Source organism: Mesorhizobium sp. M4A.F.Ca.ET.090.04.2.1 (genome assembly GCF_003999085.1).
GTDB lineage: Bacteria > Pseudomonadota > Alphaproteobacteria > Rhizobiales > Rhizobiaceae > Mesorhizobium.
Map to the genome: position 1 here is coordinate 1 of NZ_RZOT01000077.1, position 14,419 is coordinate 14,419.

The 14,419-nt window shown below is 64.6% G+C and carries 12 protein-coding genes; 3 read left to right on the forward strand and 9 right to left on the reverse strand.

Going from position 1 to position 14,419, the window contains the following annotated elements; genetic code table 11:
- The 7 genes from EN781_RS08230 to EN781_RS08260 all read right to left on the reverse strand — a co-directional run.
- Window positions 1–363 (reverse strand): iron-containing alcohol dehydrogenase (locus EN781_RS08230; protein ID WP_127399898.1); only part of this gene is annotated, 363 nt, incomplete at its 3' end.
- Between the two features lie 20 nt (window positions 364–383).
- Entirely contained in the window at window positions 384–1,769 is a 1,386-nt protein-coding gene (locus EN781_RS08235) for an aldehyde dehydrogenase family protein (protein ID WP_245492560.1), read from the reverse strand.
- Window positions 1,770–1,785: 16 nt separating this feature from the next.
- The gene (locus EN781_RS08240; protein WP_126058386.1) at window positions 1,786–2,205 is read right to left on the reverse strand and encodes a type II toxin-antitoxin system VapC family toxin; all 420 of its coding nucleotides are present in this window, start codon (window positions 2,203–2,205) and stop codon (window positions 1,786–1,788) included.
- A complete protein-coding gene (locus tag EN781_RS08245; RefSeq protein ID WP_126058385.1) occupies window positions 2,195–2,707 on the reverse strand; it encodes a hypothetical protein in 513 nt (170 codons plus the stop codon). Before EN781_RS08245 ends, EN781_RS08240 begins: the two co-directional genes overlap by 11 nt.
- Window positions 2,708–2,775: 68 nt before the next feature.
- On the reverse strand, window positions 2,776–4,146 hold the full coding sequence (locus tag EN781_RS08250) for a glutamine synthetase family protein (protein ID WP_126058384.1): 1,371 nt from the start codon (window positions 4,144–4,146) through the stop codon (window positions 2,776–2,778).
- 87 nt (window positions 4,147–4,233) lie between these two features.
- Window positions 4,234–5,790 (reverse strand): amino acid permease, encoded by a 1,557-nt coding sequence (locus EN781_RS08255; protein ID WP_126058383.1) that lies wholly within the window; start codon window positions 5,788–5,790, stop codon window positions 4,234–4,236.
- A gap of 19 nt (window positions 5,791–5,809) precedes the next feature.
- Window positions 5,810–6,628 carry an N-formylglutamate amidohydrolase gene (locus EN781_RS08260; RefSeq protein ID WP_126058382.1) on the reverse strand — a complete coding sequence of 273 codons (819 nt, stop codon included), beginning with the start codon at window positions 6,626–6,628 and terminating at the stop codon, window positions 5,810–5,812.
- A gap of 148 nt (window positions 6,629–6,776) precedes the next feature.
- Here EN781_RS08260 and EN781_RS08265 point away from each other — a divergent pair, with 148 nt between their 5' ends.
- The 3 genes from EN781_RS08265 (at window position 6,777) to EN781_RS08275 (ending at window position 12,066) form a co-directional block, all read left to right on the forward strand.
- Complete coding sequence (locus tag EN781_RS08265; protein ID WP_126058381.1) at window positions 6,777–7,604, forward strand: MurR/RpiR family transcriptional regulator; 828 nt, start codon at window positions 6,777–6,779, stop codon at window positions 7,602–7,604.
- A 170-nt stretch (window positions 7,605–7,774) separates the two neighbouring features.
- Window positions 7,775–8,938, forward strand: a complete 1,164-nt coding sequence (locus tag EN781_RS08270) for an efflux RND transporter periplasmic adaptor subunit (protein ID WP_126058380.1) — start codon at window positions 7,775–7,777, stop codon at window positions 8,936–8,938.
- Window positions 8,935–12,066 carry an efflux RND transporter permease subunit gene (locus EN781_RS08275; protein WP_126058379.1) on the forward strand — a complete coding sequence of 1,044 codons (3,132 nt, stop codon included), beginning with the start codon at window positions 8,935–8,937 and terminating at the stop codon, window positions 12,064–12,066. The genes EN781_RS08270 and EN781_RS08275 overlap by 4 nt, the downstream gene beginning before the upstream one ends.
- A 185-nt stretch (window positions 12,067–12,251) precedes the next feature.
- On the opposite strand, the gene EN781_RS08280 is transcribed toward EN781_RS08275, so the two are convergent.
- Together EN781_RS08280 and EN781_RS08285 are read right to left on the reverse strand one after the other, a co-directional pair.
- The gene (locus tag EN781_RS08280; protein ID WP_126058378.1) at window positions 12,252–13,289 is read right to left on the reverse strand and encodes a zinc-binding dehydrogenase; all 1,038 of its coding nucleotides are present in this window, start codon (window positions 13,287–13,289) and stop codon (window positions 12,252–12,254) included.
- Between the two features lie 50 nt (window positions 13,290–13,339).
- The coding region (locus EN781_RS08285) for an acyl-CoA dehydrogenase family protein (protein ID WP_127399899.1) at window positions 13,340–14,419 on the reverse strand (1,080 nt) is incomplete at its 5' end.

The following is a 14,419-nucleotide window of genomic DNA, read 5'->3' on the forward strand; positions in this document are numbered from 1 at the left end:
GTCCCACACCGGCCGCGTCTGCCCGGCCTGGAAGGCGATCAGCTTGCCGAGGTCGAGCGCCGAGCCGCCGCCGAAGGCGATGACGCCGTCATGCTTGCCCTTCTTGAACACCGCGATCCCGGCGGTCAGGTTGGAATCGACCGGGTTCGGCTTCACCTCGGAAAACACGCCATACGGAACTTTGGCGTCGTCGAGAATCTTCAGCGTCGAGGCGACGACCGGCAATTTCGCCAGCCCAGGATCGGTGACGAAGAGCGGCTGCTTGATGCCTGTGGCTGCCAACACGTCTGGCAGTTCCTTGATGCGGCCGGCGCCGAAGCGGACGGTGGTCGGGTAGTTCCATTTGGAGATGAGCTTGGACATTGCTTGTCTTTCGAAAAAAATCAGATCGCTTCACGCAGGTGGAATGATTTCGGCCGGGTCAGATTGTCGTACCCTATGGCCGAGAGCGCCGCGCCCTTGCCGGTGTCCTTGACGCCGGTCCAGACCAGCGCCGGATCGAGATAGTCGCAGCGGTTCATGAATACGGTTCCGGTCTCGACGCGGTCGCCGATCGCGACAGCGCGTTCGGTGTCGCGCGTCCAGATAGATGCCGTCAGCCCGTAGGGACTGTCGTTCATCAGCGCGATGGCCTCCTCGTCGTTGCGCACCTTCATGATGCCGACGATCGGCCCGAAGCTCTCCTCGCGCATGACGCCCATCTGGTGGTCGACATTGGTCAGCACTTCCGGCGCCAGATAGGGCGAGCCTGCCTTGTCCTCGGCGACCTTCATGTTGACATGCGCCGTTGCGCCTTTGCGCAGCGCCTCGGCCTTCTGCTCGCGGATCAGGTCGGCGAAGCGTGCCTGCGCCATCGGCCCCAGCGTCGTCGCCTGCTCCAGCGGATTGCCGACGACATAGTTCCTGGTCTCGGCAATGAAGCCCTCGACAAACTCGTCATAGACCTTCTCGTGAACATAGACGCGCTCGATGCCACAGCAGCACTGGCCGGAATTGAAAAAGGCGCCGTCGACCAGATTGGCGACCGCATGATCCATCTTGGCGTCGGGCAGCACATAGGCCGGATCCTTGCCGCCGAGCTCGAGGCCGAGGCTCATGAAAGTACCGGCCGCGGCTTTCTCGATGGCGCGACCGCCTGCGACCGAGCCGGTGAAGTTGACATGGTCGATCTTGCCGGAGCCGAGCAGCTTCTCGGTCTGGCCGTGGTTCATGACCAGGTTCTGGAACAGGCCCTTGGGCAGGCCAGCTCTGTCGAAGGCCTGCTGAAAACGCTCGCCGACCAAAAGCGTCTGCGCCGCGTGCTTGAGGATGACGGCGCTGCCGGCCATCAGCGCCGGCACGATGGTGTTGACGGCGGTGAGATAAGGGTAGTTCCACGGCGCGATGACCATGACCACGCCGAGCGGCACCTTCTTCACATAGCGGCGGAAGCCGTCCTTCGGGTTGGAGGCCAGGACCGGCTTCAACGCCTGCTCGGCGATCTCGACCATGTAGTTGACGCGTTCCTTGACGCCGCCGAACTCGCCGCCATAGCGCACCGGGCGGCCCATCTGCCAGGCGATCTCCGGCACGATCTCGTCAGTCATGGCGACCAGCGCTTCGAGCATCGCCAGCATGTACTTGCCGCGCTCGACGACCGGTGTTTCGGCCCACTTCTCCTGCGCCGCCTTGGCGCGCTCGACCGCGGCATTGATCGCCTGGTCGGTGGCGATCGGCCGCTCCGCATAGATCGAGCCGTCGATGGGGGATTTGAGTTTGACCGTTTCCAAGAAGGCGTCTCCAAAATCAACAAGGGACTGTTTTGACAAAGCCGGCCGCGCCATAAGCAAGGATGGCGCGATCGCGGGTAATGATTGCGAGGTTCTTCGAGCGGGCAGTGGCTATGATGATCCGGTCCGTCGGATCGTTGTGAACGACGCCGGGCAGAAACGAGGACTCCACCAGAAGCTCGCTGTCGATCCCCTCGACGCTCGTCGCACCGGCTTGCACGAACCCTTCGAACCAACCGAGCGGCGACTTGATGAATGGAAGCCGGCCCTTCGACACAAGCATGCCGATTTCCCAAGCCGACATGATCGAAACGGCGATCACGTCGCCATTTTTTCGCGCACTGGTCACTCTATCAACAGCCGTTCTCGCAACCGGCTGCTCGGTCGACAGCCACAGCATGAAGCACGTGTCCAGCAACACTCCGTCAATCGTCATACACTTTGCCCCAGTCCGTATCCGCGGGAGCTGTGTAGTCGACGTCCGGAAGAAGCGTGAGCGTCCCGGCCATGCATCCAAACAACGGATCGGCGCCGCGTGGCGGCACGATATATTCCTCGTTCTCGCCGCTCATGTGCGGAGCATTATTGAAATCCACCTTGTCCTCGATGAAGCCGGGACGACGCCCCGAACTCCTTGCCTCGGTTAGCCCGCCTGCAGACTTGCCATATGCTTGACCACTTCCTTGCCAAGCATCTGCCTTAGAGCGTCGAAAGATCAGATTCTCGCCTGCGATGTTGACCGACTCCGTCTGGAATCCCGCAGCCAGCCATTCCTTTGTCATTGGATTGTTGCTGGGATTGTTGCTCCACCAGGCCGGATATTGCTTGGACGCCGGCAACTTCTCGCCAAGCAGCCTCTCGATGTCCTTGAACGACATCGGAATCCGTTCACGGGTCTGAGCCATGAGATACGTACGCAAAGGCGAATATTTTCCCATTTCGCGCTCCTTGAGCCTAACTGAGAAATTACAGCTTTAGTTAGGTTCAGTCAACGCGGATTACAGCTTTAGTATCGCTCGAACCCCCTGTGCAGTTCCCAATCCGTGATGCGGCGGTCGTATTCGAACTGCTCCCAGCGGGCCGTATGCACATAGTGTTCGACAACATCCTCGCCGAAGGCCTGCTTCAGCATCTTCGACTTCGACAGCGTCTCGGTGGCGTCGCGCAGCGTCTTCGGAATCTCCGGCAGGCGCGAGGCCTGGTAGGCGTCACCGACGAACGGCTTCTGCAGTTCCAGCTTCTCGTCGATGCCGGCAAGGCCGGATGCGATCAGCGCCGCGAAGGCGAGATAGGGGTTGAGGTCGGCGCCTCCTATCCGGCATTCCATGCGGATGCCCTTGGTGCCCTCGCCGCACAGGCGGAAGCCGGCGGTGCGGTTGTCCTCGCTCCACATGATCTTGGTCGGCGCGAAGGTGCCGGCCTGGAAGCGCTTGTAGGAATTGATGTAGGGCGCCAGGAACCAGGTGAACTCCTTGGCGTATTTGATCTGGCCGGCCGCCCAGTGCTGGCCGAGCGTCGACAACGTCCATTCGGCGCTTTTGTCGAAGAATAGGGGCGTCTTGCCGTCGGCGCTCCACAGCGAATTGTGGATGTGGCTGGAGTTGCCGGCGAGCCCGTAATTGTACTTGGCCATGAAGGAGATCGACTTGCCCTCGGAATCGGCGATCTCCTTGGCGCCGTTCTTCAGGATGACATGGCGGTCGGCCATATCGAGCGCTTCCGCGTAGCGCACGTTGATCTCTTCCTGGCCCGGGCCCCATTCGCCCTTGGAGTTCTCGATCGGAATGCCGGCGGCTTCCATCTCGTTGCGCAGCCGGCGCATCACGCCTTCTTCCTTGGTGGTGATGCCGATCTGGTAGTCGCCGATGTAGGGCGAGGCCGAGTCGAGGCCCTGCCAGTGCTTCTTGCGGGCGGAATCGTAGGTCTCGTTGAACAGGTAGAATTCGAGCTCGGAGGCGAAGTAGCCGATATAGCCGCGATCCTTCAGCCGCTTGACCTGCTTCTTCAGGATGGCGCGCGGCGAATGCGCCAGATCTTCATGGTCGTGGTGATCGAGCACGTCGCAGATCACCAGCGCCGTCTTTTCCAGCCACGGCAGCCGCCGCAGCGTCGCCAGGTCCGGCTTCATGACGAAGTCGCCATAGCCCTTCGACCAGCTTGCCGCCTTGTAGCCCGGCACCGGCTCCATATCGATGTCGCAGGCCAGCAGATAGTTGCAGCCATGCGTCTCGCCATGCGCGGAATCGACGAAATACTGGGCCAGGAAGCGCTTTCCCGCGAGCCGGCCCTGCATGTCGACGATGCAGGCCAGCACCGTGTCGATCTCGCCATTGGAGACCGCTTTCTTCAATTGATCGAACGAGAAATTTCCGGCCATTCCTTTGGCACTCCAGCGCTTGGTCTTTTGAGAGGGGGAACGAAACCATGGCCGGCGCCAGGCCGGCCATGGCCATGGAAATAGACGTCAGTGGCCGGTCTCGCCGACCGCCTGTTCGGCTGCCTTGATCGCTGCCTGGCGCGCCGCGATGATGTCGCCAAGCGGCGGGCCCTGGAAGCGGTTGCGCTCGAACGCGAACCACACGATCGCCGTCAGGATGAAGAAGCCGACGGTGATGTAGAGCGCCCAGTCGTTCGGCGGCTGGATGCCGATGACGAAGATCAGGATCATCGACAGAATGGAGAGGACGCCGAACAGCATGAAGATCGCACGCCCCATGTTCCACGGGCCCATCTTGTCCCACTTCGGCGTGCCCCAGGCCAGCATGCCGAGCACGATCGGCACGGTGAAGGAGAGGAACAGGAAGATGACCGTGCAGGACACCACGATGGTGTAGGCCGAGGTGCCGGCGACCGAAACCAGGGTCGAGCCCCAGACGAACAGCACCGACAGGATCGACGCCGTCCAGATCGCCGCCACCGGCGTGCGATAGGTCGGGCTGACCTTGGCGAGTGCCGCCGAACCCGGCAGGCCGCCGTCACGCGAGAAGGCGAAGATCATGCGCGAAGCCGAGGTCACCGTGGCCAGGCCGCAAAGCAGCTGGGCAACAAACACCACAAGGTAGACGAACTCCTTGATGCCGGGGCTGACACGCTGGTCGAAGGCCCAGAAGAACACGTTCCAGCCCTGCTTGGCGGCATCGTCCATGTTCGGGATCATCAGGATGAAGGCGGCCAGGAACAGGTAGCCGAAGACGGCCGACCAGATGACCGACATGACCATCGCGCGCGGCACGGAACTGGCCGCCTTGATGGTTTCCTCGGAGGTGTGCGCCGAGGCGTCGTAGCCGGTGATGGTGTAGATCGGCAGCAGCAGGCCGAGCGCGAACACCCAGGCGTTCGACACCGACGGCCAGACGCCGGCGCCGGCATCGCCCGAGTAGTTGTGGAAGGTGAAGAGACGGCTGACGTCCCAGGTCTCGGCGGCGGCAAGGCAGACGATCGCGATCAGGATCGAGCCAAAGAAGATGAGATAGCCGGAGAAGTCGGTGAGCTTCGCCGTCAGCTTGATGCCGAGATGGTTAATCAGTGCCTGGGCGCCGGTGATGATGATCAGGAAGATCATCTGGTTGGTCAGATTGCCTTCAATTCCCAGCGCCGGTCCGAAGGCGCCGACGAAGAAGGTCCAGGTGCCAACATTGATGGCGCCGAGCACAGTGATCAGGCCGAGCAGGTTGAGCCAGGCCGTCACCCAGCCGGTGCCGCGATTGCCGAGGATCGAACCCCAGTGGTAGAGGCCGCCGGCCGTCGGATAGGCCGAGCTGATCTGCGACATGGCGACAGCGAAGGTCAGCGACACGAAGCAGCCGACCAGCCAGCCGATGCCGATGCCGATGCCGCCGGCGCCGGAGGTGGCCTGCGCCAGCGAATTGATGCCGCCGGACAGGATGCAGATGATCGAGAACGAAACCGCGAAATTCGAAAAGCGGCTGAGGCGCCGCTCCAGTTCCTGGGCGTAGCCCATGCTGTGGAGGTGCTTTACGTCCTCCGCCTTATCAACTTCGGTATAACCCGGTGCTGTCATTTGAAGTCCCCTTTAGTTCTTAGCTGGCCGATTGTACTGACTTTCCCACTGCGCGTTGTCGGGAGCCGCTGGCCTCCTCGGGCTCCAGATCAGAAAAAATGCCGGTGAGCAGATCCGCCCATTTCCGCTGCCCGGCCTCGCCGGAGATTTCGTCGTTGCGGATTTCGATCATCGCGCAGGCAAGGCCGCGCGAGCGCGCATGCCGTTCCAGCGTGAAATAGACGCGGTCGGCCGGCGAATAGGGTTCGTTGATGCCGACGGTGACGCCGGCGAGCCGCTTGAGCGCCGCGATCAGGGGCACCGCCAGCCGGCGGTCCTCGTCATGGATGATGCCGATATGCCAGGGCCGGCTTTTGCCCTTGTAGACCGGCGTGAAGGAATGCACCGACACCAGCCGCGTTTCCCGTCCGCGCGCCAGCCGCTCGTCGATGATGCGCGCGATCGTGTCGTGGAACGGCCGCCACGACAGGTCGATGCGCCGGGCGCGCTGCTTGTCCGACAGACCGGCATTGCCGGGAATGACCGTGGTCTCGCTTATCGGCGGCACGAGGTCCGGCGCATCGAGCGGCCGGTTGCAGTCGATGACGAGGCGCGAGATGCCGGTCTCGACCAGCGTGGCGTCGAGCGCGGCGGCCATGCGGTGGGCGACCGGCAGCGCGCCGGGATCCCAGGCGATGTGCCGGGAAAGATCCTCCGCCGGCAGGCCGAGCGTGCCGAATTCGGCCGGCAGGAAGTTGGAGGCGTGGTCGCAAGTCAGAACAAACGGGCTCGATCCGCCGGGGTTGGTCACCCTCACGGTGTCAGGCTCTGCATGGCTGGAGGGCCGTGCTGTCTCCATAGTCCGTCGTCCCCTGGAGAGCGATGTACCGTATGTTACGTATTTTGTCTCATTGCGCCCTTGCGGATGATTTCATACAGTTTGTCCGGCTTTGTCAAACGCGATTTCGGGGAATAGCGTCGACCGGGCAAATAGGTGGGGGAAAACCATGATCTCCAGCATCGCCGAACTGATTTCCGACCGCATTGGCGCCATGCCGGCCGGCGAGCGGCGCGCGGCGCAGACGCTGATCGCCAACTATCCGTTGATCGGGCTGAAGACGGTTGCCGAATTTTCGGCCGCAGCCGGCGTGTCCTCGCCGACGATCCTGCGTTTCGTCGCCCGCCTCGGCTTCCAGAACTATCCGGAATTCCAGTCGGCGCTGCAGGACGAACTGGCGGCGCAATTGCAGTCGCCGGCGTCGCGCACGCTCAACCCGGCCTCGCCCGGCGGCGGCGCGGTGTCGCCGATGCTGGAGGCGACGCTCGAGAACATGCGCGAGACCTTCAGGCACCTGTCTGAGAAGCAGCTTGCCGACATCGGGGCACTGCTCGCCGCCAGGCGCGGCAAGACCTTCCTGATCGGCGGCCGTTTCACCGATCCGTTGGCGCGCTACATGGCCGCGCACCTCGCCATCGTCCAGCCGGACGTCTACCACCTCGCCGGACAGGAAAGCATCTGGCGCGACCGGCTGATCGACATGGGCAAGCGCGACGTGCTGGTGATCTTCGACATCAGGCGCTACCAGGACAGTCTGGTGCGCTTTGCCGAGACCGCGCATCAGCGCGGCGTTCAGATCGTGCTGTTCACCGATCAATGGCTGTCGCCGATCGCCCGCTTCGCCCGCCATGTCATCGCCGGACGCACCGCTGTGCCCTCGGCCTGGGATTCCTCGGCCGCCCTCTTCGTCGTCGCCGAGACGCTGATCGGCGCCGTCACAAGACAGCTTGAGGCTGACGGCGCCAAGCGCATCCGCGAGTTGGAAGGCTTGCGCTGACCTCCCGGTATCCGTGCCGGCGGCCGCCAACGTTACGCAGATTTAATGTGCATGGCAGCGGCAGAATTGCCATAAAGCCATGATATCGCGTGGCTTCGCACATTGCCGGGGTGCGTTGCTGCGTTTTTTGCTTGGGGAAACCTGTAGACGTTTTGCCGACCGGAGTGCCGATGGCCGCCTGGAAACAGATCGTTTTTGCGCTTGTGATCCTGGTGGCCGCCGCGGCCGCCTGGATAAGTTTTTTCCCCGGCGCGCATGAGGTGCTGGCACGCTGGGGTATCGAATGGGCCGACGCCGCGACATCGGCACAGACGACCGGCGCCGTCGACGCGGCGAAGCAGGCAAGCAGCCGCGACAGCAACCGACAACCGGCGAATGTCGTCGCGTTGCCGGCGAGCACGGCCGCCATCAACGACCGCCTGCAGGCGATCGGCACCGGCCGAGCCAACGCCTCGGTCACGGTCAACCCTTACAGTTCCGGCCGTCTCGTCGAATTTCTGGTCGCCTCCGGAACCCATGTCGACAAGGGCCAGGTCATCGCCACCCTCGATTCCGACACCGAGGTGATTGCCGAGGACCGCGCCAAGGTCGGCCTGCAGGACGCTCAGGACAAGCTCGACCGGGTGAAGTCGCTGCGCGCCTCGAATGCCGCGACGCCGGTCGCCGTCGCCGATGCGGAAGTGGCGCTGGCCAACGCCAAGCTGGCGCTGCGCGACGCCGAGCTCGCCCTGCAGCGCCGCTCGATCGTGGCCCCAATTGCGGGCACGGTCGGCATCCTGCCGATCTCCGCCGGCAATTACGTGACCAGCCAGTCGGCCATCGCCACGCTCGACGATCGCTCCTCGATCCTGGTCGACTTCCTGGTGCCCGAGCGCTTCGCCGCCGCCGTCAAGGTCGGCGCGCAATTGTCGGCGACGCCGATCGCCAATCCGAGCCAGGCCTACACCGGCACCGTCTCGGCCATCGACAACCATATCGACGAGGCCAGCCGCACGCTGCTGGTCAAGGCGACAATCGCCAACCCGGCGGATTCGCTGCGCGCCGGCATGTCGTTCCAGATCAGCATGAAATTTCCGGGCGACTCCTATCCGGCGGTTAGCCCGCTGGCCATCCTGTGGGGTTCCGACGGCGCCTATGTCTGGGCGGTCGCGGACGGCAAGGCCAAACGCGTTCCCGTGCGCATCATCCAGCGCAACACCGAGACAGTGCTAATCGACGCGCCGATCGTCAGCGGCGACATGGTGGTGACCGAAGGCACCCAGAGCGTCAGCGAGGGCGGCGAGGTCCGCATCGCCGGCGAGCAGCAGCGCGCCGCCGAAGCTGACAGCCCATGAGCGGCGGCGCCAACACCGCCAGCGAGAGCGGCTTCACCGCGCTGTTCATTCGCCGGCCGGTCATGGCCCTGGTGCTGAACACACTGATCGCGGTCGCCGGCCTTGCCGCCTTCTATGGCGTCGAGATCCGTGAACTGCCGGATGTCGACCGTCCCGTCATCACCGTCAGCACCACCTTCGAGGGCGCCGCAGCCGAGACCGTCGACCGCGAGCTGACCGACACGATCGAGGGCGCGGTCGCGCGCGTCTCCGGCGTCAAGTCTATCTCGTCGACTTCCTCCTTCGGCAACAGCCGTGTCACCATCGAGTTCAACGACGGCGTCGATCTCGACGTCGCCGCCTCCGATGTGCGCGACGCCGTCAGCCGCATCTCCAACCAGATACCGGACACGGCCGACACGCCGCGCATCGTCAAGGCCGACGCCAATTCCGAGCCGGTGATGCGGCTGGCGGTCACCTCCGACACCATGTCGGTGCAGGACATGACGGTGATCGTCCAGGATCAGATCGAGGACGAGCTCGCCGCCGTCCCGGGCGTCGCCGACGTCCAGGTTTCCGGTGAGCGCGACAAGATCTTCCGCATCGACGTCGACCAGAACAAGCTCGCCAGCCACGGCTTCACCGTCGCCGATCTCCGGGCCGCGCTCGCCTCGGTCGCCTTCGATTCGCCGGCTGGCTCGATCACCACCACCAACCAGGATCTGATCGTGCGCACCACGGCCGACGTGACGACGCCGGAGGAGTTCGAGAACATCATCATCGCCGGCAAGACGCGCATCCGCGACGTCGCAACCGTCACGCTCGGTCCCGATGTCGGCCAGACGGCGCTGCGTTCGGACGGCAAGACCGGCATCGGCCTCGGCATCATCCGTCAGGCGGAATCGAACACGCTGGACATCTCGACCGGCGTCAGGGCGGCCGTCGCCAAGCTGCAGGAGAACTTGCCACAGGGAATGTCGATCAAGGTCACCAGCGACGACGCGGTCTTTGTCAACGGCGCCGTGCACGAGGTCGAGATCGCGCTGGCGCTCTCTGTCTCGATTGTGCTGATCGTCATTTACGCCTTCCTGCTCGACTGGCGCGCAACGCTGATCCCCGGCCTGTCGATGCCGGTCGCCATGATCGGCACCATCGCCGCGATCTATCTCGCCGGCTTTTCGGTCAACATCCTGACGCTGCTGGCGCTGGTGCTGGCCACCGGACTCGTCGTCGATGACGCCATCGTCGTGCTCGAAAACATCGTGCGCCGGCGCAACCAGGGCATGGGGCCGCGCGCGGCGGCCGTGCTTGGCGCGCAGGAGGTCTTCTTCGCCGTCATCGCCACCACGCTGACGCTGGTCGCCGTCTTCGTGCCGATCTCTTTCCTGCCCGGCCAGACCGGCGGCCTGTTTCGCGAATTCGGCTTTGTGCTGGCGATGTCGGTGCTGCTGTCCTGCGTGGTCGCACTCACCCTTTGCCCGATGCTCGCCTCGCGCATGCTGTCCAGCGCCTCGCTCCACCATGAAGGCGGCAAGGGCATCGGCGCCCGCATCGGCGGCGCGCTGAACGCGACCTACCGGCGCTGCCTGCATGCCTGCCTCGGCGCGCCGTGGCTGGTGGTGCTGGTGGCGCTGCTCTTCGCCGGCATCGCCTTCACCCTCTTCGGCACCATCCGCCAGGAGCTGACGCCGAGCGAGGACCGCGCCGTCGTCTTGTTGCGCATCAGCGCCCCGCAAGGCGTCAGCCTCGACTACACGACCGAGCAGATGCAGAAGATCGAGAGGCTGATCCAGCTGCTGCGCGAATCCGGCGAGATCCGCAGCACCTTCGAAAACGCAGGCCAGAACGGCGCCTACAACTCAGGTTTCATGGTGATGACGCTGGCTCCGTGGGACGAACGCGCGCGCAGCCAGCGGGAGATCGTGGCCGAGATCAGCCGATTGACAAGGCAGGTGCCGAGCGTGCGGGTGTTCCCGGTGCAGCCCAACAGCCTTGGTATCCGCGGCGCCGGCAACGGCCTGCAGTTCGCGCTGGTCGGCAACGACCGCAAGGCGCTCGGCGAGGCGGCGGGCAAGGTCGTCGCCGAGATGCAGAAGGACCAGCGCTTCCAGTCGCCACGGCTCTCCGTCGACCCGACCCAGCCCCAGCTGGCCGTGGCCATCGACCGCGAGCGCGCCTCCGACCTCGGCATCGACATCACCGGGCTGGCCGACACATTGCAGGCCATGCTCGACGGCAACGACGTCGTCGACGTCTATATCGCCGACCGCAGCTATGGCGTGAAGCTGGTGTCGACGACCAACCCGATCAACGACCCGACCGACCTCGAGAACATCTTCGTTAAGACCGGCGACGGTCGCTTCCTGCCGATGTCGACCATCGCGACGCTGACCGAACGCGCCGTGCCGCCATCGCTGACGCGCGAGCAGCAGCAGCCGTCGGTCGCTATCACCTCGAACCTGTCAGGCGACTTCGCGCTCGGCGACGCGCTGAGCCGCGCCGAGGAGATTGCCACGCCGCTCTTGCCGCCGGGCAGCCGCATCCTGCCGCTCGCCGAGGCGGCGACGCTGGGCGAGACCAACAGCGCCATGATCACCATCTTCGGCTTCGCGCTGGTCATCATCCTGCTGGTGCTTGCCGCCCAGTTCGAAAGCTTCGTCAGCGCCATCATTATCATGGCGACGGTGCCGCTGGGCCTCGCCTGCGCGATCTTCGCCCTCCTGCTCTCGGGAACCAGCCTCAATGCCTACAGCCAGATCGGCCTGGTGCTGCTGGTCGGCGTCATGGCCAAGAACGGCATCCTGATCGTCGAGTTCGCCAACCAGCTGCGCGATCGCGGGCTCGGCGTGCGCGAGGCGATCGAGCAGGCCTCCATCATCCGCCTGCGCCCGGTGATGATGACAATGATCTGCACCGTGCTCGGCGGCGTGCCGCTGGTGCTGGCCGTCGGCGCCGGCGCCGAGGCGCGCATCGCGCTCGGCTGGGTGATCGTCGGCGGGCTTGGCCTTGCCACCGTCTCGACCCTGTTCCTGACCCCGGTCGCCTATCTGCTGCTCGGCCGCTTCGTTACGCCGAAGACGCATGAGGAAGCACGGCTGAAGCGCGAGCTGGAGGAAGCCGCCTACACCAACGTCGAGCCGGCGGAGTGATTAGCCCTCCTCGCCCCGTCATTATACGGGAAGAGAATGCCGGCAGGCAGGTGAGGGGCGGCGCCAAGCTTGCGAAATTGCGGACGACAGAGACCGGCGGCAGCACGGCCAATCGCGAGCCGTCGGCGCCGCCCCTCATCCGCCCTTCGGGCACCTTCTCCCCGTGAACGGGGAGAAGGGAAAATCTACGGCTTTATGAACACCTTGCCATTCGGCTTGGCCAGTTCCGCCGGAACCTTCGCCATCGCCTCTTCCAGCGGCACCACCGCCGTCACGTCGGTCGACCAGCGGCCGTCGGAAAAGCGCTTCTGCGCCTCCATGACCGCCGCGCCCATGCTGTCGCGGTGCTGGCGCATCCATTCGGCGAGCCAGAAGCCTTCGATATGCTTGTGCTGGAAGATCAGCTGGCCGGGCTCACGGATGACCGTCGGCTCCGCGTCGAGCCGGCCATAGACGATCCACCGCGAGCGCTTCGGCATGGCGTTGAAGATGGCCGAGGCCAGCGGCCCGGTGACCGCGTCGAGGAAGATGCGCGGCTGCTCGGCCTTGATCACCTCGATGAGCGTGGCCTCGAAATCCGCGGCCTTCTCATTGAGCACATGGGTCGCGCCGACCTCCTTGAGAAGCGGGATCTGCTCGTCGCGGCGCACCGTGACGATCGGCCTGTAGCCCTCTTCCTTGGCGAGGCCCGCTATCAGCTTGCAGAGCTGGCTGGCGCCGGCTGTCATGATAAAGGCCTTCTCGCCGTCCTGCTTGACGATGTCGAACATGGCGAGCGCGGTGAGCGGGTTGACGATCATCGCCGCCGCATCCTGGTCGCGCACCGTGTCGAGCAGTGGGATGCAGGACGATGCTTCCGCGACCGCGTAGTCGGCCCAGGCGCCCCAGTTCGACAGTCCGGTGGCGAAGGCGACGCGCTTGCCGGCCAGACCCGTTGCGTAGGGCTCGCCGCCGGTCGCGGCCACGATGCCGACGCCCTCGAAGCCAGCCGGCCGGCCCTTGACCCGCGGCTGGCCGTACTGGCCCTTGATGAAGGCGACGTCGGACGGGTTGATCGAGGCCAGGCTGACCTTGATCAGCACCTGGCTCGGTCCGGGCGTCGGCACCGCGATCGTGCCTTGCTCGAGATAGGGGTCCATCGTCTCAAGCGCACTGCCGGATGGCGTCTTGGTGTAGCCGTCGCCGGTCAGCAGCAGCGCCTTCATTTCGGATGGGAGGGTCATCGGGGATACTCCTTGCTTGTCGCAGAGCAGTGACTGGCCAAGCCTTGCGCTCAGACCTTCTCCTGCGTGTATTTCTTCAGCTCGGTTCGCGCCACCTGCCGGCGATGCACCGCGTCGGGCCCGTCGGCGAGGCGCAGCGTGCGCAAATGCGTCCATGAGCGCGCCAGCGGCGTGTCCTGGCTGATGCCTTGCGCGCCGAACATCTGCACCGCCTCGTCGGTGACCTTGAGCGCGACGCGCGGCGCCACGACCTTGATCTGGCTGATCCAGGGCGCGGCGGCGCGGGCGTCGCCCTGGTCGATCATCCATGCCGCCTTGAGGCAGAGCAGTCTCGCCATCTCGATATCCATGCGGCATTCCGCGATGATGTCGAAATTGGCGCCGAGTTTCGCCAGGGGCTGGCCGAAGGCCTCGCGGCGCACCGAGCGCTGGCAGAGCATCTCCAGCGCCATCTCGGCCTGGCCGATGGCGCGCATGCAGTGATGGATGCGGCCGGGTCCGAGCCGCCCCTGCGCGATCTCGAAACCCCTGCCCTCGCCGAGGATCAGGTTCGACGCCGGCACGACCACATTGTCGAACCTGAGATGCATGTGGCCGTGCGGCGCATCGTCGTCGCCATAGACCTGCATGGCCCGCAGCTTGGTCACGCCCTTCGCATCGGAAGGCACCAGGATCATCGAATGTTGGCGATGCCGAGGGTCATCGCCGGAACCTGTCCTGACCATGACGATATAGATGGCGCAGCGAGGATCGCCGGCGCCGGACGCCCACCATTTCTCGCCGTTCAGCACATAGTCGCCGCCCTGCCGCTCGCAGCGCATCGAAATGTTGGTGGCGTCGGACGAGGCGACGTCCGGCTCGGTCATCAGATAGGCCGAGCGGATCCTGCCGTCGAGCAGCGGCTCCAGCCATTGTTGCTTGTGCTCCGCCGAGCCGTAGCGCTCCAGCACTTCCATATTGCCGGTGTCGGGCGCCGAGCAGTTGAAGGTCTCGGCTCCCAGATGCGCCTTGCCCATCTCCTCCGCCAGATAGGCGTATTCGACCGTGGAGAGACCATAACCGCGCTCGGAGCCGGTCAGCCAGAAGTTCCACAGCCCGCGTTCACGCGCGGTCTTCTTCAGGCCTTCGAG